Source organism: Mucilaginibacter limnophilus (assembly GCF_004005815.1).
GTDB lineage: Bacteria > Bacteroidota > Bacteroidia > Sphingobacteriales > Sphingobacteriaceae > Mucilaginibacter > Mucilaginibacter limnophilus.
The window spans coordinates 158,887-184,220 of sequence record NZ_SACK01000007.1; the positions used below are offsets into that span (position 1 = coordinate 158,887).

Sequence of the window (25,334 nt, forward strand, 5' to 3'; positions counted from 1 at the left end):
CATATATTGGCGGGGCTTTTTATTGTATTGTCCCGTCCTGATGTATTGTTCCAATATGTATATTTATTCCGATGTCTTTTAGGGCGAATAAAAAATTACGTAAACGTATAGCGGCAGTGTTAATACTGCTGCTTGTAATTTGCCTGCTTATGTGGCTTGCCGGGTACCCCGACGTTATCGAAAAATATTATTCGCGCGGATTATACCCGGTTATTTGCATGGTACTGCACCCGGTATTAAACTTATTTCCTTTTAGTGTTGGCGATGTATTGTATGTATTTGCCGTTATAGCGCTTATCGCTTCAGTAGTAAACATAATCAGGTGGGCCTTCCGGAAACAGTTTGCTAAAGCATTAAATGTTCTTTTAGGCATAGTCGTCGGTATCGAGGCGGGCATCGTTATATTCTATCTTTTTTGGGGAATGAACTATTACCGCCAGCCTGCGGCAGTGAGGCTCAACCTGAAAGATACGGTTTACAGTATGGATCAGCTTAAAAACGTAACGCTGATGCTGATTGACAGCGCTAATGTGGCACGCGAACGTTTAACACATGCTGATCGTACCCAAACCAATGATACAGTATATCAAAATGCAATAGCAGCTGTGAAGTCGTTGTCAAGCACCTCAATTAATTTTAATTCGCATAGCCCTAATGTTAAGCCATCGCTGCTTACGCCACTTATAAATTATTTAAGTACTTCAGGCTACTATAACCCTTTCACAGCCGAGGCGCAGATAAATTACCAGATGCCATTGCAACTGCGGCCGTTTGTGTCGTGCCACGAGCTTTCGCACCAAATGGGTTTTGGGCCCGAAGATGAAGCTAACTTTGCGGGATTTCTGGCAGGCATAAAATCACGCGACAGGTTGCTGCGGTATTCAGCTTACTACTCGGGCATGACGGAGTTTATGTATGCCCTGCGCAGTGTAGATAGCGTAGCTTTCAAACAGTATAAAAAACGGATATCTGATAAAGTACGCGCCGACCTGAAAGCCGAAAATACATACTGGCAATATTATGAAGGCCGGCTTGAAGTGATCAGCGGTATCTTTTACGACAAATTTTTAAAAGCGAATAATCAGCCCCAGGGATTGCTTACTTATAACCAGATGATAACACTGGTAATGGCCTGGTATAAACGGCATCAACCTAAACTTAAAACCATCGCGCCGGCGATGTAACCGGTATGTATTTGCCTAATAGATAATACCAAACGTCTATTTTATATCTCACACGAAATTTTAATATACACTTTGTTTCAATATTTGGCTGAATAATACCGGGCGAGTATATTTGGTAAGCTATTGATTTTAATGAAACGATACCTGATTATACTGTTGCTTTTAACGGGGGCCTGTGCTTACGGGCAGGGCGTTACCTTTAACGATCTTACCAACCTTTCGCATTTAGATAATGGCGAGGCAAATACTTACCTAACACAGGCACGGAGCTTTCGGCTTGACAATTCGCAGGCTGTTAACAGGCAACTTATAGAACAATATAAAAAAGCAGGTGAAAATGCTAAATATGAAATAGTTGAGGTTGGCAACGGCATTCCGCTTGGCGATGGGGCTATGCTGCGTACCGTTTACTATAAATCAAACAATAAGCAATTCATATCAAACCTGATAAGTCAGGCTGCAAAATCAGGCTTAAAGCTAAGCTTCAAAGGGCTCGACGACACCAAAAACATCTTCATTTTTGACGACGACCTGTATAACATCACCATAAACCTCGATCTGTATGGTAAATTTGGTATGGTGATAGTTAAACAGAAAGAGTTGCAGGAGTATTAACCTGTTGCTACGTCTCTAACGCAGCGTATTTTCAATCTCCTTTAAAAATATTTTATTTTCCTGGATATGATTGTGCCCTTGTCCGTCAAGGATAATCAGTCTGTCATTCACCTTAAATTGAGATTTTAATTTCACCGACGAGCCATAGTATATCAGCTTGTCGGCATTGCCATGAAAAATGGTTATTGGTGCTTTTACCTGTGGAAGATATTTATAAGTTTCAAGCTTGTACTTCAATATTAATGATGATGGCAGATACGGGTAAAGTGTAGCAACCAGATCGGGCAGACTATAATAAGGTGCGAACAGTACAAGTTTACTGCAATTGTTTTTTGATGCCAGCCATGTTGCAAGCCCTGTTCCAATAGAGTAGCCCATAATAATAACAGGTTGTTGGTTGTAATTAGCTTTTATAGTATCAAATGCCGTTTGGATCGATCTTAAAAGTTCATCTTCGTTATGAACGTTCCCCGTGCTTTTACCATAGCCGGGATAGTCAAGTATAAATAAATCATATTGTAACTTGTTATATGGTGTTTTGCCATTATATAGCGGTGCTATTACGCTCCAGTCTTCAACAGTACCCCCGTTACCATGCAGATAAAATATAAGTCCTTTAGGTTTGTCAGCTTTAAAAAGAACGCCGCTTAAGGTGTCGTTTACATTCTTGATATTATATTCTTTAAATGGTTGATCAAACGAAAACTTGTAGTTGGCTTCAAGTTTTGTAGCCGGAAATATCATTTCATCCTGAGAGAAGTAGAAATATAAACATATTGTCAGGTAAAGCACAGCTATTATAGAAAGCAATGCTGTCAGCACTTTTAATACAGGCCTCATATTTTTAAAAACTCATTATATCTTTACCGCAATATGCAACAAACAACCGTATTTAATAAGTGGCTATACTTCTTTTTACTGCTGGCTGTTTGTATAAACCTGAGCGGACTTTGCATCCCGCTTATGAACCCCGACGCAACTCTGTATGCTACCATTGCCAAAACCATGGTACTGCGTAACGATTACGTGAACATTATTGTAAACGGTACCGACTGGCTGGATAAACCGCATTTCCCGTTTTGGATAGCGGCGTTGTTCTTTGAAATATTCGGCATAAATACCTGGGCGTATAAGCTGTCGGGTATCGTGTTTACGCTGATGGCCGCTGTTTATACTTATAAATTTGCAAAGGCATTATATAACAAAGATATAGCCTTATGGAGCGTACTGATCCTACTTACGGCGCAGCACATCATACTTTCAGATAACGACGTCCGTGCTGAGCCATACCTAACCGGTCTCATTATAGCCTCGGTATATCACTTTTACAAAGCTGAAAGAGGGAATGACTATTGGCACCTGCTTGCAGCGAGCTTATTTGCCGGGTGTGCGGTGATGACAAAAGGTATCTTCGTGCTGATAACAATTGGCGGTGCAATAGTTGGCCATTTGCTTATAACCGGTCAATGGAAACGCCTTTTGCATTGGCGCTGGTTGATAGCGGCGGTGCTGACAATAATATTTACATTGCCTGAAATATATTGCTTATACGAACAGTTTGATGCCCATCCCGAAAAAATAGTGTTCGGGCAGCAAGGCGTATCCGGCATTAAATTTTTCTTGTGGGATAGTCAGTTCGGACGCTTTTTTAATACCGGCCCCATTAAAGGCACCGGCGACCCATTCTTTTTTGTACATACTACGTTGTGGGCTTTTCTGCCATGGTCGTTGTTGTTGTTTGCCGCCATATTTCAATACATAAAAAGCGGAGTGCGAAACCCGCGGGCTTACGAGTGGTATTGCATGTGCGGCGGCTTGATTACCTTTTTATTATTCTCGGCATCAAAATTTCAATTGCCGCATTACCTCAACATTGTATTTCCTTTCTTTGCCATAATAACAGCGCAGTATTTCTGTAGCATAGTGCAGCAAAAAACAAGGAAGCTTATAAGCATTACCCAGGCAGTGATAATAGCCATACTATTCAGTCTGGTTTTTGCTTTGCATTACTTTTACCGGCCTGAAAATATCAACTTATCGATATGGATGGCCGTCGGGGTGTTAGTTGTTTTGTTATTAGTACTTCCTGCTAAAGCTTCTGCAGCATGGCACCAGCGGATAGGTTTTGCATGTATTTTAACTGCAGCGCTTGTAAATGTGTATCTTAATGGTGCTTTTTATTCATCATTAATGAAGTATCAGGGGGGGAGTGAAGCCGCTATGTGGATAAACAAACATAATCCGCAAAAATTACCTGTACTGCAAACCGGTGACAAGGTGAATTTCGCGATGGAATTCTATCTCGACCAGCCGATGATAAACCTTGCAGACGATAGCACTGTGGTGTTGCCTCATGGCATGTTCATGCTTTACGCGCCTGCAGAAGCAGTTAATAACATAGCATCAGGCAGGCGAGTAAAACCACTTAAGGTATTTGATAATTATCCGGTAACACGTTTAAAGCCGTCGTTCCTTAACAAAAAAACCCGTAACCAACAGCTGGCAAAAATGGCGCTTGTACTGGTTGATGCCGCCTCAAAAAATTAATAGTGCATTAATATATAATGCCTTATCTTTAGGTATGGCTTCACGCAGGAATTTTATTAAAAACGGAATTACCGGCATGGCTGCTATCAGTTTGCTGCCGGCGGTAAATACATTCGCGGGTGAAGATAACCGCTACAACAGGATGTTTAACGCCAAACCCAAGCTGCGTTTCGCACTGGCTTCCGACGGGCATTACGGGCAACCGGGTACCGATTATAAAAACTTTCATGCCGATATGGTTCGCTGGCTGAATGAAGACCACGCGAAAAATCATTTCGACTTTGTAATAATTAACGGCGACCTGGTGCACGATCAGCCTGAGTTGTTGCCCGAACTGAAAGCCAATTGCCTTGATAAGCTGAAAGCGCCATATTATACTATTCCCGGTAACCATGATTTTGCGGATGCTACCTTGTGGGAAAAGATATTCGGCTATAAAGACAATTATGTGGTTGATAAAGGTGAGGTAGGCCTTATACTCGCTAATACTGCCGATACCAAAGGCAAATACATTTGTCCTGATGTAAGCTTCATAGCCGAATCATTAGATAAGTTCTCATCCAAGGAAATAGTGTTTGTAATACTGCATATTCCGCCGGTGATTTGGTTAAAAGGCGAAGCCTTTGTTGATTGTCCGGAAGTAATGCGGTTATTAGAAAAGGCACCAAATGTAAAGGCGTTATTTCACGGGCACGAACACTCGCTCGACAGTATGCGCCGGTCGGCTAAGCTGCCTCATTTCTTTGATTCGCACATAGGCGGAAGCTGGGGTACGGGCTACAAAGGTTACCGCGTGGTTGAGGTGAGCGACGATAATAAGATATACACCTATCAGGTTAATGCCAGTAAAAATCCAGTGTTGAACTCAACTATGATTTAAAAAGCTAAAAACTTAGCTGATCAGCTTTTGCAGGTACTTGCCGTAACCGCTTTTTATGTACCGATTGGCCAGTTCGCTTAACTGTTCCTTATCAATAAACCCCATGCGGTAGGCTATTTCCTCAATACAGCCAACTTTGGTATCCTGGCGCTTCTCAATAACGCGTACATATTCAGAGGCATCACTAAGTGAATCAAACGTACCGGTATCCAGCCAGGCTGTACCGCGGTCCATAACACCTACATGCAGGGTGCCGGCTTCCAGATATGCTTTGTTCACGTCGGTTATCTCATATTCGCCACGCGGGGAAGGTTCAAGGTTTTTGGCTATTTCAATTACTTTGTTGTCATAAAAATACAAGCCGGGTACCGCAAAGCGAGATTTGGGTTTCTCCGGTTTCTCTTCAATAGATATTGCTCTGAACTCATTGTCGAACTCAACAACACCATAACGTTCGGGATCGTTAACTGGATAGGCAAATATCGCAGCGCCATCAACATCGTTAAAGCTTTGTATTAGCTTATCAAAACCGGTTCCCCAAAAAATATTATCACCAAGTATAAGGGCAGCCTTATCATTACCAACAAACTGTTCGCCTATCACAAATGCTTGTGCAAGTCCGTTGGGTTTTTCCTGAACCGCATACTCAAATTGACAGCCAAGTTCGTGCCCATCGCCTAACAAACGTTTAAACCCTTCGTTATCTTCAGGGGTAGTAATAATAAGAATTTCACGAATGCCAGCCTGCATTAAAACCGACAACGGATAATAGATCATCGGTTTATCATAAATAGGCATCAGCTGCTTGCTGATGGCTTTGGTAATGGGGTATAACCTTGTTCCTGATCCGCCTGCTAAAATGATGCCTTTCATTGATATTGAAGTTTGTATTGAACTGATTGTTTATCTTAATTTTTAATTCTTTGCTCTTGATTCTCACTCAACAGCCTGTTTATGCAAATATGCAGACTATCGCGCCAGTAGGGTATCTCAATACCCAATGTCGATTTTATTTTGCTTTTGTCCATTACCGAATACGCCGGGCGTACTGCCTTTGTTGGATACTCGTGGGTGCGGATAGGCAGCGTTTTTACATGGGTTTCAGAAATATCAAATATCGTTTTGGCAAAATCATACCATGATGCAACGCCCTCGTTGCTATAATGGTAAATGCCATAACAGGTATTTTCAGTATTGATGATCTCCATAATAGCGTATGCCAGGTCGATGCCATAAGTGGGCGTACCTATCTGGTCGGCAATGATCTTGAGTTCAGCACGCTCGCTGCCAAGCTTCAGCATGGTTTTAACAAAGTTGTTTCCGTACTCCGAATACAACCAGCTGGTACGTAAAATGAAGTATTTTTCAAGATTATCAATTACCGCTTTCTCACCGTCAAGCTTAGTTTGCCCGTACACGTTGATTGGTTCCGCTATATCATCCTCAGTACGCGGAGATGCCACATCACCTTTAAAAACGAAATCAGTAGAGGTGTGTATCAGCACCGAGCCATACTCTGCAGATAACCTGGCAAGGTTTTCGGCTCCCGTTTTATTTATTTTTTCAGAAAGCTCAACCTCATCTTCAGCCTTATCAACAGCGGTATAAGCAGCGCAGTTAACCGCATACGCAGGTTTGTACTGCTCAAATACTTTTCGTAAAGCATCAATATCTAATATGTTGGCCTCACTTTCAGGCGGAAAATAAATGTCAGTAATGCCTTCATTTTCGGCAATCTGTTTAAAGCAGCTGCCCAATTGTCCGGATGCGCCAAAAATTACAATGTTCTTCATAGTGTATGCTGCTAAAAAAATGCTTCAGTGCCTTCAAAGTAAGGCAGTACCTTATCTTTTTCAGATACTACCAGCTCATCATGCGGCAGTTTCCAATCAATGTTCAGGGTAGGATCGGCATAGTGCAAACCGCCCTCTGAAGCCTTATTATAAAAGTTATCGCATTTGTAAAAGAATATCGCTTCGTCGCTCAACACCACAAAGCCATGCGCAAAACCGCGAGGCACGAACATTTGTAACTGGTTACTTTCGGTAAGCAAAGCGCTGAAATGTTGCCCGAAGGTAACTGAGCCGGGGCGCATATCAACCGCCACGTCAAGCACTTCACCTTTTACCACACGCACAAGTTTAGCTTGCGCATGCTCACCTTTTTGAAAGTGCAGTCCGCGCAGCGTACCCTTTACCGAGTACGACTGGTTATCCTGTACAAAACGGATGTTATTACCCAGCAGGTTATCGAATTTTTCCTGGTTATAGCTTTCGAAAAAGTAGCCCCTGTCATCATTAAAAACGGCAGGCTTTATTAAGTAGCAACCCTCAAGAGGGGTTTGTTCAATGGTCATATTTAGCGTTTATCGTACTGGTTCTCGTAATAATCGGCATAAGCTCCACTTGTAACATGTTCAATCCAGCTTTTGTTGGCTAGGTACCAGTCAATGGTTTCGGCAAGGCCCTGTTCAAATGTAACCGATGGTTCCCAACCCAGCTCTTTATTTAATTTGGTTGCGTCAATGGCGTAACGGGCATCATGTCCCGGGCGATCTTTTACAAAAGTGATTAGTTTTTCGTTAGTGCCGGGTTCGCGACCAAGCTTCTCGTCCATCTGGCGACAAAGTACGCGCACCAGGTCAATATTGGCCCACTCGTTAAAGCCACCGATGTTGTAGGTATCACCGTTTTTGCCTTCGTGAAATATCAGGTCAATAGCGCGGGCGTGATCTTTTACATACAGCCAGTCGCGCACGTTCTTCCCATCGCCATAAACAGGAAGAGGCTTGTTGTTTAAAATATTATTGATCAGCAGTGGTATCAGCTTTTCGGGGAAGTGATTTGGCCCGTAATTATTTGAGCAATTTGATACCACTACCGGAATGCCGTAGGTATCATGGTAAGCCCGCACAAAGTGATCGCTTGATGCCTTGCTGGCACTATACGGCGAGTGCGGATCATACTTGGTGGTTTCAGTAAAAAAACCTTCGGTACCAAGCGAACCGTAAACTTCGTCGGTTGAAATATGATAAAAACGATGACTTGAATAATCAGCACTCCAGTATTTTTTCGCTGCTTCAAGCAGTGTAACTGTGCCGATAACATTGGTGTACACAAAGTCAAGCGGATTAGTTATCGAACGGTCAACGTGCGATTCAGCTGCAAGGTGTATTACATCAGTAACGCCGTACTGCTCAAACAAACTATTAATTTTTTCAGCATCTTTTATATCGGCACGCTCAAAAACGTAGTTTGGCGAGTGCTCAATGTCTTTCAAATTTTCAAGATTGCCTGCATAGGTAAGCGCATCAACATTGATAATTTGATAGTTAGGATAGTTTTGTACGAACCGTCTTACTACGTGCGAGCCAATGAAACCCGCGCCGCCGGTAATAATGATGGATTTTGTAAAACGGTCGTTGCTAATATCTGTCATATATAAGTTATAAGGCCTTTGTATTACTGTTTACGTTGCAATGCCGCTTATGGTTTGATTTACGGCATGATAAATTAACCTTTTACATAGCGTTTGGTTTACTCCTAAGGCATTTTCAGCGAGATTAACCAATCAGTTGTGTAAAGGTTGCTAAAAGTAAAAACTAAAACAGTAAATGCAAACAGAGGGTAAATTAATGGTTTAACTGAATACGCTTTTCTATAATATCAAGCACATCCTGAAGCAGGGAAGGGCTTGCGGCATCAACCCAATTTATTTCCTTATCTCTGCCAAACCAGGTTAGCTGTCTTTTTGCGAAGCGCCGGGTGTTTTGTTTTATAAGGGAAATAGCTGTATCAAGATCTGTTTTGCCATCAAAGTAGTCAAATATCTCACTGTATCCAACAGTGTTCAGTGCATTTAAACGGCGATAGGGTAGCAGCGAGCGTACTTCTTCAACAAGCCCCTGTTCAATCATAATATCTACCCGGCGGTTAATACGCTCATACAATTGCTCGCGCGGCATGTTAAGCGCTATGTTGATAATATTGAAAGGCCGTTTGTTTTGTGCCGATACTCGGTATGATGAAAAGGGCTTACCTGTAGTTTCAAATACTTCGAGCGCGCGTACCAAACGGCGAGGATTATTTAAATCAACCTGCGTATAATAGTCAGGATCGGCAGCTTTTAATTTTTCCTGCAGATATTCAATGCCATTGTTTTCCAGTTCTTCGTTCAGGCGTTCACGCACACCTTCAGCAGGCTTAGGCAAATCGTCAAAGCCCTCGCAAACAGCATTGATATACAATCCCGATCCGCCTGCAAGTATCACCACATCATGCGTTTTAAACAGTTCATCAAGCAGTTGCAGTGCCTTCCGCTCAAAATCGCCTACGCTAAAATCTTCGGTTACCGAGTGTGAATCAATAAAGTAATGCTTTGCTGCCGCGAGTTCATCCGCATCGGGCTTAGCCGTGCCTATAGACATCTCTTTAAAAAACTGCCTCGAATCGGCCGAAATTATTGCCGTATCATAATGCTGCGCAACACGAATGGCAGCCGCTGTTTTACCAACAGCCGTTGGTCCGGTTACTACTATGAGGGTTTTTTTTGTGTCCATAGTCGATGGTCAATAGACCATAGATTGCGATTGAATAGATGCCTTAAAATTAAATAGCGATGGGTTTTAAACCCATCGCTATTTTGCTATTTTTTCCATGGACTATTAACCATGGACTATCGTCTAATCAATAATCATCTTTGCTACCGCCTCTGCGATCGTCATCTTCAAATCCTTCGTTGTCTGAAAATTCGTCACCAAACTCATCCTCTTCTTCTCCTACTTCCTCTTCTTCCTCTTCAACGGCTTCGCCATGTTCATTTACTTCCGAAAAATCTTCGGCATCCTCAGGATTGTATTCCATTTCGTTCAAAAAGTCGAACTCTTCACTGGTTGGTGGCAACACAGTTGGATTGAATACGTTGCCAAACTGTTTTGGCGCTTCACCTACCGTTTTAACCACTTGTGGATATGTTGCCGATGGCGATTCGTCCAGAATGATCTTCATTAACTCTACATGAAAATCAAACGGGCGGTCGAAATTAAAAGTGTAATAAAATTTCTGGTGCGGGTCATCAATAAAACTGCTCAGTTTTACTTTTTCCATAAGTGAAACACCACGGTCAACGCGGCGCTGATTAGGCATAAAGGTAATCTCTTCACCTTTTATCCATTGATCATTACTGATATAAAAAGATGAAGGATAGTCGGGTTTGTAACCTGTCGACTGATGTATAGCGTAATGAAGATCCTGGAAGGTTTGGTTCGATTTGATATCAATTTCCCTTACCACGTCATCATAATCCTCAAAAGTAACCCTGAACCTGTATAATGCCATTGTGTGTATAGATTTTAGTCAAAATTAATAATGTTTTGAATTATTTGGTTTTTGCAACAACTTTCAAGCCAATTTGTGTGCCTTTGTATATTGTAAATTCAAGCGCGGCTTCGCGGTTATTAGGTATTTCGCCTTCAAGTATAGCTTCGCGTATCTGATTTTTTATAATGCCCACTTCACGGCCTTCTTTAATGCCAAAAAGTTCCATAATGTCGTTGCCGGTTACTGGTGGTTGCCAGTTGCGTATGTTGTCGCGTTCCTCAACATCCTTCAGCTTTTGCTGAACCAGTTCAAAGTTGTTGCGGTACTTTTTAACCTTGTATTCATTCTTGGTAGTTACGTCGGCCTTGCATAGTTTCATCAGGCTTTCAATATCATCACCAGCTTCAAAAAGCAGGCGACGTACTGCCGAGTCAGTAACTATTGATTGTGATAAAACTATTGGCCTTAAATGAAGGGCTACCATCTTTTGGACAAATTTCATCCTGTCGTTTAACGGTAGTTTTAACTGTGCGAAAATTTTAGGCACCATGCGTGCGCCTTTATCCTCGTGTCCGTGGAATGTCCAGCCGTGACCGGGTTCAAAGCGTTTGGTTGGCGGCTTGGCAATGTCATGTAATATTGCCGCCCAGCGCAGCCAAAGGTCGTCGGTAGTTTCGCAAATGTTATCAAGCACCTGCAAGGTGTGGTAAAAATTATCCTTATGGCCTTTTCCTTCACGATACTCAACGCCATACAAGGCTACCATTTGCGGAAATATTTTATGCAGCAAACCGGTATCAAACAAGTAATTAAATCCAATTGATGGCTTTGGCGACAGAATGATCTTATTGAGCTCGTCCGTGATGCGCTCTTGTGATATGATAGTGATGCGATCGGCGGTTTTTTTTATCGCTTCAACAGCGGCCTCATCAATGGTAAAATTAAGTTGAGTAGCAAAGCGGATTGCCCGCATCATACGTAACGGATCATCGCTAAAGGTTACTTCCGGGTCAAGCGGTGTTTTAATCAGTTTTTCTTCGAGATGCTGTACGCCACCAAACGGGTCAAGCATTTCTCCGAAAGTATCCGGATGCAGCGATATGGCCAGCGCGTTTATGGTAAAATCGCGGCGGTTCTGGTCATCCTCAAGCGTTCCGTCTTCAACAATTGGCTTTCTGGAGTCGCGGCGGTACGACTCCTTACGTGCGCCTACAAACTCTACCTCAAGGTCGTGGTAGCGCAGCATGGCAGTCCCAAAGTTTTTGAACACCGATAGCTGTACGTTGAGTTTTTTGGCAACTGTTTCGGCAAAGGCGATACCATTGCCAATCACCACAATATCAATATCTTTCGAGGGGCGTTTCAGCAGGATATCACGTACAAAACCGCCTATAGCATATATCTGAAGGTTTTGTTCGCCGGCCAGTTGCGATAATATTGTGAAGATATGATGCTGCAAATGTTTTTTCATCCCGGCTAATGCCACAAAAGGCATTTGAACGGGCAAATTTAATTATTTACTATAATTTAGGGTTGAAAATTCAAGCTTCATCATAAATATGTCTACTCAAATTCGTAATTTGATTAAAACCATAGACATAAAAGAACTGGATAGCACTGATAAAGAGGAGCTATTAAGATTTTTTATGGTTACTCAGGATCCAGGTATTAGAAATCATCTTGCCTTGATATTTTATGATTTTCGTTATAATGAAGCCGCACCCTTCATTATTCAGAAAATAAATGAGCCGGAATTATACAATTGCAATGGAACACTTGTTTTTGCATTATCTGATATGGATGTAAGCCAGTATTATTTAGATATAGTAAAAATACTTTGTGAGCAGGAATATGAAGCAAGATGGGGTGCTTTCGACATCTTGAAAATTCATGCATTAAATATTTCAGACACTACAAGATATGATGCATTAAAATTATTGGAACAATACGAGGAAATATTACTGACAACCGGCGCAGACAATGCCAATAATAGTACATTGCATTTCATAGAAGAAACGCGTGCGTTGCTTACTAAATTAAAGACGCATCATTAATTAAAAATTACCTCCTCAAAAACTCAAACTGTCCCCCTGGAGAAAGCCGCATAATGGTTGACGGTTTTTTTTCAGTGGTATCGTGCTGATCAACATCCACCACATAATCAACGCCTTCTAAAATTTCAGGCGAAACATCGTTAAAGTTTTTGGGTGATGGCTGCCCGCTGATGTTGGCTGAGGTAGATACCAGCGGTTTGCGAAGTCGCTGTATCAGTTGCTCACAAAAAGAATGTTTTACAATGCGGATACCTACACTTCCATCAGCGGCTATCAGTTCGGGCGCGATGTTTTTGGCGCCGGGCATTACCAGCGTTAACGGTTTTTCGGCAAACTCTATTAGGTCGTACGCAATATCGGGCACCTCGCTTACATAGCTTTGCAGCTTGTTGTCGGTATCCAGCAAAATGATCATGCTTTTCGCTTCTTCACGTTGTTTAAGGGCATAAATCTTTTTCACTGCCTCGCTGTTTGTCGCATCGCAGCCTATGCCCCAGATGGTATCGGTAGGGTAAAGGATGATGCCACCATCCTGAATAACTTTTAATGCTTTGGCAACTTCTTCTTTAAGCATGAGGTAAGTATTTACTTAGCGCTTCAATTATTTTATTTTCATTAAGCAACTGCATGCATTTAGGTATGCCATACAGTTTGCAGGTGTTACGTACGCAGGGTTCGCATGAGAGCTGGTTTGCGCGAATCACGGTTAAGTTATCAAGGTTAAAAGGTTCGGTGTTGTTTTCGTTACCGGCCCCAAATAACACCACCACCGGCTGACCCACACTATTAGCCAAATGGGCAGGTCCAGAGTCAACGGTTAGTAATGCAGCTGATCCTGCCATAATACCGGCCAGACTTGGTAAACTGGTTTGCCCGGCGTAATTTACAATGCGTTCGCTGTTATTAATCCCGGCTATAAGCGTGTCCACATAGCATGCATCTTTTGGTGAACCTATTAGTCCTATCGTAATGTTATCAAAATTACTCAATAGCAGGTTAAGCAACGTTATGCCTTTATCAACCGGCATACGGCGTGATATGGCTTCAGAGTTAAAATTTACCAGCAACAGTTTTGTGTCGTTTACCAGCGGGTGGGCTGCTACTTTCGCGGGTTCTGAAGGCACGGGTTGCCTGGTGTATTGTTCCAATAAGGCGATGTACTCACGTACCCGATGGGTGTTTTTAGGACGCCTGCAGGCTTTTGTAAGCATGAAGAAGCCTCCCTCGGAGTTAAAGCCTACGCGGTGCCGTGCACTTGTTGCAAACGCCATAACAGCCGACGAAAGTGACGGCGGCAGGTTAAAGTAAATATCGTAATGCTGATCTTTAAAACTTTTGCCAAAACGGTACACGCCTTGCAGCCCTTTATATTCCTGTTTGGCAAACGGGTAAATATTATTGATGCCGGGTATTAAAGAAACCACGCCTTGAAGCTCTTTTTTTACAATGGCGTCAACCTGCGCATCAGGATAAAGCTGCCTTACCGCAGTAACGAATGAGGTGCTCATCACCACATCGCCCAACCAGTTAGGCAGCCTTATCAGTATTTTCATTTTTAAGATGTAAACTAATGAGATATGAGTAGTGAGATGACCAAAAGATCAAACCTTACCGATCCATAATCTCATTACTCAAATCTACAATTAAACTGCTACGTTGTTATCGCGCAGCGCGTCGTTTAATGATGTCTTTTTATCAGTCGATTCTTTACGCTTGCCGATAATCAGCGCGCAAGGCACCTGGTATTCGCCCGCAGGGAACTTTTTAGTGTACGAGCCTGGTATTACTACCGAGCGTGCAGGTACACGGCCTTTGTATTCAACAGGTTCGCTTCCGGTTACGTCAATGATCTTGGTTGAAGCGGTAAGCACTACGTTAGCGCCTAACACAGCCTCAGCCTCAACATGCACGCCTTCAACCACAATGGCACGTGAGCCGATGAAGCAGTTGTCTTCTATAATTACAGGAGAAGCTTGTACCGGCTCCAGTACACCGCCGATACCAACGCCGCCGCTCAGGTGCACGTTTTTACCTATTTGTGCACACGAGCCAACAGTTGCCCAAGTATCAACCATAGTGCCGCTGTCAACATAAGCGCCAATGTTTACATATGAAGGCATCATGATAACGCCTTTTGCCAGGTGCGCGCCGTAACGGGCAATGGCATGAGGTACTACACGAACGCCATTTGCTTTATAATCGGTTTTAAGCGCCATTTTATCGTGGAACACAAACGGACCTACCTTTACCTCTTCCATATCACGGGTAGGGAAGTAAAGAATTACCGCTTTTTTTATCCAGTCGTTAGTATGCCAGCGGCCGCCAATTTGCTCAGCCACACGGTATTCGCCTTTGTCGAGCCGCTCGATAACGGTTTCAATGGCAGTTATATAGTCGTTGTATTGTAACAGGGTCCTGTCATCCCAGGCATCTTCAATAAATTTTTTAAGGTTTTGCATTAGCGTATTTTAAAACTTTGGCAAAGTAAATGATTTTTAGGGAAATTTGTTTGCTGAAAGGCACTCAACACCAGGATTACACAGCAATGCCCAAGTACCTGGCCAGTACGCTTTGCAGCACAAATATCAGCAGCGCCACAATCAGAGGGCCTTGTATGCTGCGCGGATAATAATCATCATCAGGAAAGTACTTGGCAAAATAATAAGAGGTAAGTATCATTCCACCGATAAGGTTAGTTACTAAACTTAATCCTGCACCTGCGTACATTGTTTGTTCGGGCGATAAATTAAGTGCTGTAAGAAGTGTGGAAGCTGCTACAGCAGCCAGTATGTAATACGCTACCGAAAATAGCAGTACCGGCGCGATGCCCCTTTTTATGCCTGCGTTTTTTAAGTTGATGGCCAGCATAATGCCACCAAAAATAGGCGACAGAAACAACGTAAACCAGAAAATAGCAGTTTTTGAATATATTTCGGCATAGTCGTCAGACGGTTCGCCGGTATTGATATTGTCGTTATTATATTCTTCTTCTTCGTTTATCATGTAATTACAATAATAGCGCAAAGGTATAATGTGTTTTTAAAACGAATGGTTAATTTTAGTATTGTTACTTTAAGCTGATGCCTTTTCAGCTTTAACCTTTATGATTAATTTTGCATCATCATGCCTGAAAAAGAAAAACTCCGTATAGATAAGTATTTGTGGGCTATACGCCTGTTTAAAACCCGCACACTCGCTGCTGACGCTTGCAAAGCCGGTAGGGTAAAAAAAGACGGGGCGAATATAAAGCCTTCTTACGAGGTAAAGATAGGAGATACCTTCCAGGTGTCGAAAGGTATAGAGCGTAAGGTGGTGAAAGTGACCGGCCTGCTGGAGAACCGTACCGATGCTAAAACTGCCGTAAATTTTTATGAAGACCTTACCCCGGTGCAGGAAACACATGCCTTCAAGTCGATGTTCCATGCACCGGTGCTTCGCCGCGACCGAGGTACAGGCCGCCCCACCAAACGCGACCGCCGTGAAATTGATGACTTGCAAGGCGGCTTTTTTGAGGGTGGGGAAGAGAAGGAAGAAAAGCAGGAGTAACAAGAATATCAAACGTCATTCCGAATTTGTTTCGGGATCTCTCAGGACATTCCGCTTGTTTTGCATATGGGATGCTGAATCAAGTTCAGCATGACCTGTAAAACTGCGTCATTGCGAGGAACGAAGCAATCTCTACACATGCAAATCAGCATAAAAAGTTCAGAGATTGCTTCGTTTCTCGCAATGACGATTTAAAATAAAATAGTGGCTTTTACTTAGTATTCAGCACCGGCTGTACCCTTGTCAGCGTGAACAAACCTTCTAATAAATCATCGCTGGGATTAACCTTGAACATTTTTGATGTACCGCTGGCTAACAAATCATCCTCAATATCTTTGATGGTGATCTTCAGGTCGCAGTTGCGTACCGGGTAACGCTCATTGTTTTGTTTGATGATCTCCAGCAGGTTATCAACAAACTGCGCGTTTATATCATGCAAACTCAAAGGCACCACCAGCGATTTGCTGCGGGTATCTCGCATTTCAGTAAGCAGGCTCATGGTGGTAATGCGCAGGTCCCAGTTATCTTTTTGCCTGAATTTTTCTTCTACCACTCCACGAATGTGCAGGAAGTAGCCGTCAACCATAAGGTTACGAAATTTTACATAATCCTCCCCAAACAGCGCGAACTCATACGATTCGTTATAATCCTCAATAACAAATGTCCCGAAAGGCTTACCCGTTTTGGTGGTCTTGTGCTGTACGCTGCCTACAAGTCCGCCAACACATATCTCGCCTTTTTTACGCAGGTTATTAAGTATGACAATAGTTTCTTCGCCGCCCTCGCCCGAGCGTGCTTTTTGCAGTGATTTCAGCTCAGCAACGGTAGTATTACAAAACCTGTCGAGTTCTAACTTATAATTATCCAGCGGGTGACCGGTTAAATATATACCGATAACCTCTTTCTCATATTTCAGCTTTTCTATAAGCGGCCACTCTTCAACCTCAGGCATAGGTGGTTCGGGTATATATGCGGCTACGCCACCGCCAAATAATGAGGCTTGCGAACTGTTTTGTGTGTTTTGATAATCGTTAGCATACTTGATCAGGCGCTCAACGCCGCTTAACAAACCGTTTTCTGTTTTGGCAAAAAATTGCGCACGGGCATAACCAAAAGTATCAAACGCGCCACCATATACCAGGTTCTCGTATGATTTACGGTTAACCGAACGCACATTTGAGCGTCGTGCAAAATCGTAAACCGACTCATAAGGGCCGCGTTCGACACGTTCTTCAATAATGCTTTCTACCGCTTTCTCGCCAACACCTTTTACACCTGTTAAGCCGAAGCGTACCTCGCCTTTTTTGTTAACTGAAAAAGATGCTTCCGATTCGTTTATATCCGGGCCTAACACAGGCACGTTTATACGGCGGCACTCTTCCATAAAGAAAGAAATTTTGTCGATGCTGTTCTGGTTATTCAATACCGCTGCCATGTATTCGGCGGTGTAGTGCGCCTTAAGATACGCGGTTTGGTATGCCACGAAGGCATAACAGGTAGAGTGCGATTTATTGAACGCATACTGCGCAAAGGCCTTCCAGTCGTTCCATATTTTGGTAAGCTTGTCTTTGGGGTGCCCTTTAGCCATGGCGCCCTCCATAAACTGGGCTTCCATTTTGTTAAGCACCTCAATTTGCTTTTTACCCATGGCCTTACGCAAAACGTCGGCATCACCTTTGGTAAAGCCCGCCAGTTTTTGCGACAGAAGCATCACCTGCTCCTGGTACACAGTAATACCATAAGTTTCGCCGAGATGCTCTTCCATATCGGGAAGGTCGTAGCTTATGGGCTCGAGGCCGTGCTTACGTTTAATGAAGTTGGGTATGTACTCTATCGGCCCCGGGCGATACAGGGCGTTCATGGCAATTAAGTCTTCAAATTTATCGGGCTTAAGGTCGCGCAGGTACATTTGCATACCGTCGCTCTCAAACTGAAACGTACCGTTGGTGTCACCGCGCTGATAAAGTTCAAAAGTGCGCGTGTCATCAAGCGGAATATAGTCGATATCTATCTCAACGCCGTGGTTTTGTTTGATCATCCGCAGGGCATCCTTAATAATGGTTAAGGTTTTCAGCCCCAAAAAGTCCATTTTGATTACACCCGCGTCCTCAATTACACGTCCGTCATACTGGGTAACCAGCAGGTCAGAGTCTTTAGCAGTGGCTACAGGAACAATATTGGTCAAATCATCCGGCGCAATAATGATACCCGCTGCGTGCACGCCCGTGTTACGTACTGACCCTTCCAGCTTTTCAGCCTCACGAAGTACGGTGCCTTTTAAATCCTGTGCTTTATATATAGCCTGTAACTCGGGCACCTGTTCAATAGCTGTTTTCAGGTTGATGCCCAATGTTTCAGGCACCAGCTTTTTAAGTGCGTTTACTTCTGACAGCGGCATGTCAAGCACGCGGCCAACGTCCTGGATACTGGTACGTGCGGCCATTGAACCATAAGTAATAATTTGTGCTACCTGGTTTTTGCCGTATTTATCAACTACGTAGTCGATTACTTTTTGACGACCGGCATCGTCAAAGTCCGTATCAATATCGGGCATTGATTTACGGTCGGGATTAAGGAACCTTTCGAAAAGCAGGTTATACTTTATCGGGTCGATATTGGTAATGCCTGTACAATAGGCCACCACCGATCCTGCCGCCGAACCACGCCCCGGGCCAATAAATACCCCTATCTCGCGCCCGTGTTTGATAAAGTCGGACACGATGAGGAAGTAGCCAGCGAAACCCATGGTACGTATGGTGAACAACTCAAAATCTATCCTTTCCTGCACCTCGGGGCTGATATCTACATATCGCTCCTTGGCACCCATATAGGTAAGATGCTTCAGATATTCCCATTGATTAAGTGTATCCGCGTCGGGTGTGTTGTGTATCTTAAATTCATCAGGTATAACGAAGTTAGGCAGCATGATATCGCGCTTCAACTTCAGTACTTCTACCTTGTCAACTATTTCGTTAGTATTATCTAATGATTCCGGCAGGTCGTGAAACAGTTTACCCATTTCGGCCTGTGTTTTAAAGTAAAACTGGTCGTTAGGAAATCCGAAACGATAGCCTTTGCCGCCTTCCTCGTCGGTAGCAATAGGCGTGCTCTGCATGTCGCCGGTGTTTACGCACAATAAAATGTCATGGGCGTTGCTATCCTGTTGGTCAACGTAGTGCGAATCGTTACTGCAAATTACTTTTACATTATGCTTTTTAGCGAACTTAAGCAGGGCGTTGTTAACTATAGTTTGCTCGTGGATATCATGACGTTGCAACTCGATGTAGTAATCCTCGCCAAACAGGTCAAGCCACCATTTAAACTCGCGCTCGCCGGCTTCCTCGCTATTCTTTAGTATTTCCTGCGGAACTGATGCACCTATACAGCAGGTGGTAGCAATAAGGCCTTTATGATATTTAAGGATAAGTTCCTTATCAATACGCGGCCATTTGCTGTATAAACCCTCCATATAACCAAGCGAGCATAGCTTGATCAGGTTTTTGTAGCCTTCGGCGTTCTTTGCCAGCAGCAACTGATGGCGTCGAACGTCTTTTTTCTCTTTGGTGAATTGTTTCTGGTGCCTGTCTTCAACCACATAAAACTCACAACCAACAATTGGTTTTACGTTGTGCTTGCCTGCTTCGGCAACAAATTTAAACACGCCAAACATATTGCCATGATCGGTAATGGCCAACGCCTTCATGCCATCGGCAGCAGCTTTTTTATAAAGCTTGCTTATATCGGCAGCACCGTCGAGCAGTGAAAACTGGGTGTGTACGTGTAAGTGAGAAAAATCGGGCATAGAAACAACTCCAAAATCAAAAAATCCGCAGAAACACAAAGCTAATAAAAAACAACTTTGCCCTAAAGTATGTTGAAAAAAGTATAGCAACTGCTGACCTATTTCCTGCTCTTTTTATAACGCTACGGCCTTTAAAAGCCATTTTTAATTATAAAAAACTTAAACTGAGCAGGTGTATAGCACACTATTTGTTTATAAACGGGCTTTTTTTGCTTCACCCTAAAATATATTACAATTTTGAAAAAATTTGGACGTATAGCGCTTAAAACGGTACTGTGGATAATTGCGAGTGTTATTTTTTTAATACTGCTTGTAGTTATTTTAATACAGGTACCCGCCGTACAAAATGTCGTTAAAAACAAAGCGGTAACATTTTTACAGAACAAAATAAAGACTAAGGTAGAGATTGGGCACCTGAGCCTCGGCCTGCCTAAGCTGATTGTTTTGGAGGATGTGTACTTTGAAGACCAGAAACGTGATACCCTGATAGCCGGCGACAAACTTAAGGTAGATATCAGCCTTTTCAAACTGCTGGATAATACCGTTGAAATTAATGAGATCAATCTGCAGGGTATTACCGCCAACATTAGCCGCGGCCGCGACAGCCTTTTCAATTTTGACTATATTATTAAGGCCTTTGCGGGTGAGCAAAAGAAAGAGCCAAAGCCGACAGATACCACCTCGTCGATGAAATTTGCTTTGGGTAAGATCATTTTAGACCGTATAAACTTTAAATATAAAGACGACATAACCGGTAACGATGTTAAGTTTTTGCTTGGGCACTTTGATACCAATGTAGATAAGTTCGACCTGGATAAAATGGCTTTTTCGATACCGAAAATCGATATGTCGGGTGTAAATGCCAAGGTTATTCAAACCCCAATGGGATCAACTGTTGCAGAAGTTGCTGCTACCGATACCGCTGTTAAACCGTTGAATATGGAACTCGATCTTGGTGAGATTAACCTCGACAAGATAAAAGTTGATTACCGGGCAGGGGAGATGGACGCGAGTGTTGACATGGGTAAACTGCTGGTTGAAATGGATAAGATTGACCTGAAAAACCAAAAGGTTAATATCGCCAATATAGCGCTCGACCGTACCAGCGCCGCGGTTACATTTGCCAAGCCACAAACGGTTGTAAAAGCTGCCGAAAAAGCGGTTAAAAAAGTAGATACGCTGATATCCTCACCAACAAAAAATGCCTGGGCGGTTACGCTTAAGAAATTCACCATTACTGATAACGACATTAAGTTTGATAACAATGCGCAGAAAGCACTGCCACGGGGCTTAGACCCGGCGCACATGCACTTGCGCAATCTGAACGTCGATATCGAAAATGTATCATACGCGCCGGATAGTTCGTCAGGACGTATCAACGCCATAACCTTTAACGAGAAAAGCGGCTTCGAGTTGCAGCGCTTTCATACCGATTTCTTTTATGGTGCAAAAGGCGCTTCGCTTAAAGACCTGCTGGTGCAAACACCTAATACTACCCTGCAGAAAGAAGTGGTGTTAACTTATCCGTCGATTGACGCGTTAAGTACTAACATTGGTTCGTTAGGTGTTAGCGCCAACCTTGATGGCACTCGTGTTGGTTTGAAAGACGTAGCATTGCTGATGCCTGATATGGCTAAAAGTGGTGGTCCGCTGGCTAAGCTGCAAAACCAAACATTGCGTATTAATGGTAAAATAGAAGGTAAGGTGAATAACCTGCGCATAGAAGATTTTGAATTGCGCGGGTTAAGAGACACCCGCATCAGGGCATCTGCTGCGTTGCGTGGTTTGCCTGACGTGAATAAGGCTTACTTCGATGTCAACCTGAAAGAATTCAATACCAGTCGCGGTGATATCTATAGCCTGGCGCCTGCGGGAACTATTCCCGCAACTGTGAGCATTCCGGCTAATCTTAATCTGAAAGGCACCTTTAAAGGCAGCATGAAGGTGTTCAATACCAACATGTCTTTACGCTCAAGCTATGGCGCGGTTGATTTGAAAGCGCAGATGAACGGCAACCGCAAAGGCCGCGAAACATATTCGGCAAATGTTCGTGCTGCCAACTTAAACGTTGGGGCGCTTACCAAGCAGCCGCAAATGGTGGGTATGGTTACGCTGTCGGCAAATGTAAAAGGGGTTGGCATCGACCCGAAAACGGCCAGCCTCCAGTTTAACGGTAACGTAGCAAGAGCTTACGTAAAAGGATATAATTATCAAAATCTGGTATTAAAAGGCAGCGCTACCCGTGGCAACTATGTGGCTAACGTACATATGCGCGACCCTAACATAAGCTTCTCGCTTGATGGTAAAGCTAACATGAACAAGAAGTACCCGTCGGTTAACGCTACGCTGAACCTTGACAGCCTTGACCTGCAGGCATTGAAGCTAAGCAAAGACCCATTGCGTGCGCATGGCAAGCTGGTAGCAGATGTGCCTACTGCTGATCCTGATTACCTGAATGGAAAGATATTGCTGACCGACCTGGTGGTAGTGCAAAAAGCGCAGCGCATACAAATGGATACCATTAGCCTGGTGTCAACCGCAACGCCCGACAGCAGCACGCTTGACTTTAAAACACCAATGTTAGCTGCGCACCTGGGTGGTAAATATACCCTGACAGGTATTGCCCCGGCGATGACAGACCTGATAAACAAATACTTCAATACCGCGCTGGCCAGCGGCACCAAGCCTGCTCCAAAGGCTAAATATCCGCCGCAGCGGTTTGCCTTTAACATGAGGCTGGTGAAGACACCGCTTGTTGAACAGTTTGCACCTCAGTTGAAAACACTCGATCCTGTGATATTCACCGGAAACTTTGACAGCTCGGCGGGTACATTGCTGGTTAACGGCTCAGCGCCGCGAATAGCCTATGGTGATCAGGTGGTAAGTAATTTCAAGCTGAACGTAAATACAGCCAACAGCGCGCTTAACTATAATGTATCGGTTGATGAGGTGAAGGTATCATCATCAATAGACATACTGTTTACCACCATATCCGGCGCATTGCAAAACAACCAGATGACCACCAGTTTGCAGGTGCGCGATGTGCAGAAAAAAGAACGCTACCGCATAGCCGGTACCTTAAGCGTATTGCCTAAGCAATACCAGTTCAGCTTCGCGCAAAATGGATTATTGCTCGATTATCAGCCCTGGGCGGTTAATGCCGATAACGCGCTGCAGTTTGGCGCGGGCGGTATATTGGCGCGTAACTTTACTATCACCAACGCTAACCAGGTGCTTAGTGTGAACAGCAATCCGCAGCAATTGAACGCGCCTATTGATGTGCAGTTTCGCAACTTCAAGATCGAGACTTTAACCAAAATGGCGCAGCAGGATTCGCTGCAGGTGGGTGGCGTAATAAACGGTGATGCAAACATTCGCAACTTCCAAACTTCCCCGGTATTTACAGCGGCTATAAACGTTGGTGATTTTAACTTTAAAGGTGACACGGTAGGTAATATCGCTATTAAGGTAAATAATCAAACAGAGAATGCTTTTGCAGCCAATGTTGACATTACAGGCAAAGGCAACCAGGTTACATTAGCAGGTATGTATTATACCGCTCCTGAAAGCAGGATGGATTTGAACCTGAATATCGTTACGCTGAACATGAAGAGTATCGAGGGCTTCAGCTTTGGTAATATCCGCAACGCCAGCGGTAATATAACCGGTGGACTAAAAATAACGGGAACGCCAAGCGCGCCGGCGGTACGGGGGGATGTTAACTTTAATAAGGTTGGGTTTAACGTCTCCATGCTGAACTCTTATTTTAGAATGCCGCAGGAAACGATCAGCTTTAATAACGAGGGTATCAGGTTTAACGACTTTACCATGATCGACTCTACCGGAAATAAGGCAGTAATAAGCGGTACAGTATATACCAAAACGTTTACCGACTTTGCTTTCGGGCTTGATATAAATGCTGAGAATTTCAGGGTAATGAACTCGACCCGTGCGGATAACAAGTTGTTCTACGGTCAGCTGTTTATTAACACCAATATTAAAGTGCGCGGTGATATGAACTCGCCGGTGGTTGATGCTAACCTTACCGTGAATGAGAAGACAGACATGACCATCGTGCTGCCAACTTCTGATCCAAGCGTGGAAGATCGGAAAGGGGTGGTTGAGTTTATTGATAACGACGCGCCGAAACTTGACTCCATATTGCTTGCACGACAGTTAGATTCGCTAAAGAATTCCGATGTCACAGGTATGGATGTATCCGCTACCATCAACGTAAATAAAAATGCCAACTTCAATATAGTGATTGATGAGCGTAACGGTGATGTGGTAAATATCCGCGGTGAGGCCAGTCTTAATGGCGGTATCGACCCGAGCGGGAAGATTAACCTGACCGGTACTTATACGGTTAACAGAGGTTCATACAACCTGTCGTACGCTACGGTTAAGCGCCGGTTTGACTTTAAGCAGGGAAGCACTATCACCTGGACAGGCGATCCCACAAGTGCTAATGTTGATTTGACGGCGATCTACGTAGCCAATGTTCCGCCAATCGACCTGGTCAGCAGTCAGCTTGATCAGCAGCAGCAAACCATGTACAAGCAGAAGCTGCCATTTAATGTTAATCTGAACTTGCGTAATGAACTGTTAAAACCTGAAATCAGTTTTGATATTGTATTGCCTGATAGTAACTACTCAGTTTCAACGGATGTGATAACCACAGTTGAAACTAAATTGGCACAGGTAAGGCAGGACCCTAACGAACTGAACAAACAGGTGCTGGGCGTACTGATACTTGGCCACTTTATAGGTGATAACCCGCTGCAGAGCCAGGGTGGAAGTACAGGTGTTGAAGGCGCCGTGCGTAATAGTGTAAGCGGATTGCTAACTGATCAGTTAAACAACCTTGCCGGTAACCTGATAACAGGCGTGGATATTGATTTTGGGTTGACGTCGGGTATGGACTATTCGTCAGGTACGGCACAAAACCGGACTGACCTGAATGTCGGCCTGTCTAAGCGGTTCCTTAACGACAGGCTAACGGTATCGGTAGGAAATAATTTCAATCTTGAAGGTAATCAGCAAGGTCAAAAAGCCAGCAATATTGCGGGTAACGTGGCGGTTAATTACAAGCTTAGCCGTGACGGCCGTTACCAGCTGCGCGCTTACCGCCGCGACGAATACGTGGTGATACAAGGGCAGATCATTGAAACCGGCCTTGGCTTTACACTGACCATGGACTATAACCGTTTCAGCGAGATATTCCGTAAGCTGACACCTGAAGAAAAAGCTTTACGCCGTAAATACAAACAGGAGCAAAAACGCAAGAAGGAGGAAGAAGACAGGCGGAATGAAGCAGCCGAAAAGAAGGACGAGCAACTGGAGCAACAACAGGAACAGCGTGAAAAACAACAAACCTCAAACTAAACC

20 protein-coding genes are annotated in these 25,334 nt (G+C 43.7%); 7 read left to right on the forward strand and 13 right to left on the reverse strand.

Translation table 11 applies throughout. From position 1 onward, the window contains the following. The first annotated feature begins 71 nt into the window (after positions 1-71). Both EOD41_RS15585 and EOD41_RS15590 read left to right on the forward strand, forming a co-directional pair. Positions 72-1,184: a DUF3810 domain-containing protein gene (locus EOD41_RS15585; protein WP_127706592.1), complete on the forward strand. Its 1,113-nt coding sequence runs from the start codon at positions 72-74 to the stop codon at positions 1,182-1,184. 132 nt (positions 1,185-1,316) lie between these two features. Then, positions 1,317-1,799: a hypothetical protein gene (locus EOD41_RS15590; protein WP_127706594.1), complete on the forward strand. Its 483-nt coding sequence runs from the start codon at positions 1,317-1,319 to the stop codon at positions 1,797-1,799. 15 nt (positions 1,800-1,814) lie between these two features. On the opposite strand, the gene EOD41_RS15595 is transcribed toward EOD41_RS15590, so the two are convergent. Then, complete coding sequence (locus EOD41_RS15595; RefSeq protein WP_127706596.1) at positions 1,815-2,639, reverse strand: alpha/beta hydrolase; 825 nt, start codon at positions 2,637-2,639, stop codon at positions 1,815-1,817. 33 nt (positions 2,640-2,672) lie between these two features. On the opposite strand from EOD41_RS15595, the gene EOD41_RS15600 reads away from it, so the two are divergent. Both EOD41_RS15600 and EOD41_RS15605 read left to right on the forward strand, forming a co-directional pair. Next, a complete protein-coding gene (locus tag EOD41_RS15600; protein ID WP_127706598.1) occupies positions 2,673-4,346 on the forward strand; it encodes an ArnT family glycosyltransferase in 1,674 nt (557 codons plus the stop codon). Between the two features lie 34 nt (positions 4,347-4,380). Further along, positions 4,381-5,226, forward strand: a complete 846-nt coding sequence (locus tag EOD41_RS15605) for a metallophosphoesterase family protein (RefSeq protein WP_127706600.1) — start codon at positions 4,381-4,383, stop codon at positions 5,224-5,226. 12 nt (positions 5,227-5,238) lie between these two features. On the opposite strand, the gene rfbA is transcribed toward EOD41_RS15605, so the two are convergent. The 7 genes from rfbA to EOD41_RS15640 form a co-directional block, all read right to left on the reverse strand. Continuing rightward, positions 5,239-6,099, reverse strand: a complete 861-nt coding sequence (rfbA, locus tag EOD41_RS15610) for a glucose-1-phosphate thymidylyltransferase RfbA (protein WP_127706602.1) — start codon at positions 6,097-6,099, stop codon at positions 5,239-5,241. Between the two features lie 35 nt (positions 6,100-6,134). After that, entirely contained in the window at positions 6,135-7,019 is an 885-nt protein-coding gene (gene rfbD, locus EOD41_RS15615) for a dTDP-4-dehydrorhamnose reductase (RefSeq protein ID WP_127706604.1), read from the reverse strand. Positions 7,020-7,030: 11 nt separating this feature from the next. Further along, positions 7,031-7,582 carry a dTDP-4-dehydrorhamnose 3,5-epimerase gene (rfbC, locus tag EOD41_RS15620; RefSeq protein WP_127706606.1) on the reverse strand — a complete coding sequence of 184 codons (552 nt, stop codon included), beginning with the start codon at positions 7,580-7,582 and terminating at the stop codon, positions 7,031-7,033. 2 nt (positions 7,583-7,584) lie between these two features. After that, the gene (gene rfbB, locus EOD41_RS15625; RefSeq protein WP_127706608.1) at positions 7,585-8,664 is read right to left on the reverse strand and encodes a dTDP-glucose 4,6-dehydratase; all 1,080 of its coding nucleotides are present in this window, start codon (positions 8,662-8,664) and stop codon (positions 7,585-7,587) included. Between the two features lie 193 nt (positions 8,665-8,857). Next, positions 8,858-9,784 (reverse strand): tRNA (adenosine(37)-N6)-dimethylallyltransferase MiaA, encoded by a 927-nt coding sequence (gene miaA / locus EOD41_RS15630; protein ID WP_127706610.1) that lies wholly within the window; start codon positions 9,782-9,784, stop codon positions 8,858-8,860. A 127-nt stretch (positions 9,785-9,911) separates the two neighbouring features. Then, the gene (locus tag EOD41_RS15635; protein WP_127706612.1) at positions 9,912-10,562 is read right to left on the reverse strand and encodes an IS1096 element passenger TnpR family protein; all 651 of its coding nucleotides are present in this window, start codon (positions 10,560-10,562) and stop codon (positions 9,912-9,914) included. Between the two features lie 40 nt (positions 10,563-10,602). After that, positions 10,603-12,015 (reverse strand): CCA tRNA nucleotidyltransferase, encoded by a 1,413-nt coding sequence (locus tag EOD41_RS15640; RefSeq protein WP_127706614.1) that lies wholly within the window; start codon positions 12,013-12,015, stop codon positions 10,603-10,605. Positions 12,016-12,103: 88 nt separating this feature from the next. Between EOD41_RS15640 and EOD41_RS15645 the strand changes: the two genes are divergently transcribed. Next, positions 12,104-12,598 (forward strand): hypothetical protein, encoded by a 495-nt coding sequence (locus tag EOD41_RS15645; RefSeq protein WP_127706616.1) that lies wholly within the window; start codon positions 12,104-12,106, stop codon positions 12,596-12,598. A gap of 7 nt (positions 12,599-12,605) precedes the next feature. Here EOD41_RS15645 and EOD41_RS15650 read toward each other — a convergent pair whose 3' ends face one another. From EOD41_RS15650 to EOD41_RS15665, 4 genes are all read right to left on the reverse strand, one after another. Beyond that, the gene (locus tag EOD41_RS15650; protein ID WP_127706618.1) at positions 12,606-13,172 is read right to left on the reverse strand and encodes an L-threonylcarbamoyladenylate synthase; all 567 of its coding nucleotides are present in this window, start codon (positions 13,170-13,172) and stop codon (positions 12,606-12,608) included. Beyond that, entirely contained in the window at positions 13,165-14,151 is a 987-nt protein-coding gene (locus EOD41_RS15655; RefSeq protein WP_127706620.1) for a glycosyltransferase family 9 protein, read from the reverse strand. The genes EOD41_RS15650 and EOD41_RS15655 overlap by 8 nt, the downstream gene beginning before the upstream one ends. Positions 14,152-14,241: 90 nt before the next feature. Further along, complete coding sequence (locus EOD41_RS15660) at positions 14,242-15,057, reverse strand: 2,3,4,5-tetrahydropyridine-2,6-dicarboxylate N-succinyltransferase (RefSeq protein ID WP_127706622.1); 816 nt, start codon at positions 15,055-15,057, stop codon at positions 14,242-14,244. A 76-nt stretch (positions 15,058-15,133) separates the two neighbouring features. Next, a complete protein-coding gene (locus tag EOD41_RS15665; RefSeq protein WP_127706624.1) occupies positions 15,134-15,601 on the reverse strand; it encodes a hypothetical protein in 468 nt (155 codons plus the stop codon). 120 nt (positions 15,602-15,721) lie between these two features. Between EOD41_RS15665 and EOD41_RS15670 the strand changes: the two genes are divergently transcribed. Beyond that, the gene (locus tag EOD41_RS15670) at positions 15,722-16,144 is read left to right on the forward strand and encodes an RNA-binding S4 domain-containing protein (protein ID WP_127706626.1); all 423 of its coding nucleotides are present in this window, start codon (positions 15,722-15,724) and stop codon (positions 16,142-16,144) included. Between the two features lie 211 nt (positions 16,145-16,355). Here EOD41_RS15670 and dnaE read toward each other — a convergent pair whose 3' ends face one another. After that, positions 16,356-19,946: a DNA polymerase III subunit alpha gene (dnaE, locus tag EOD41_RS15675; protein ID WP_127706628.1), complete on the reverse strand. Its 3,591-nt coding sequence runs from the start codon at positions 19,944-19,946 to the stop codon at positions 16,356-16,358. 237 nt (positions 19,947-20,183) lie between these two features. Between dnaE and EOD41_RS15680 the strand changes: the two genes are divergently transcribed. Next, entirely contained in the window at positions 20,184-25,331 is a 5,148-nt protein-coding gene (locus EOD41_RS15680) for a translocation/assembly module TamB domain-containing protein (protein ID WP_127706630.1), read from the forward strand. Positions 25,332-25,334 lie beyond the last annotated feature (3 nt).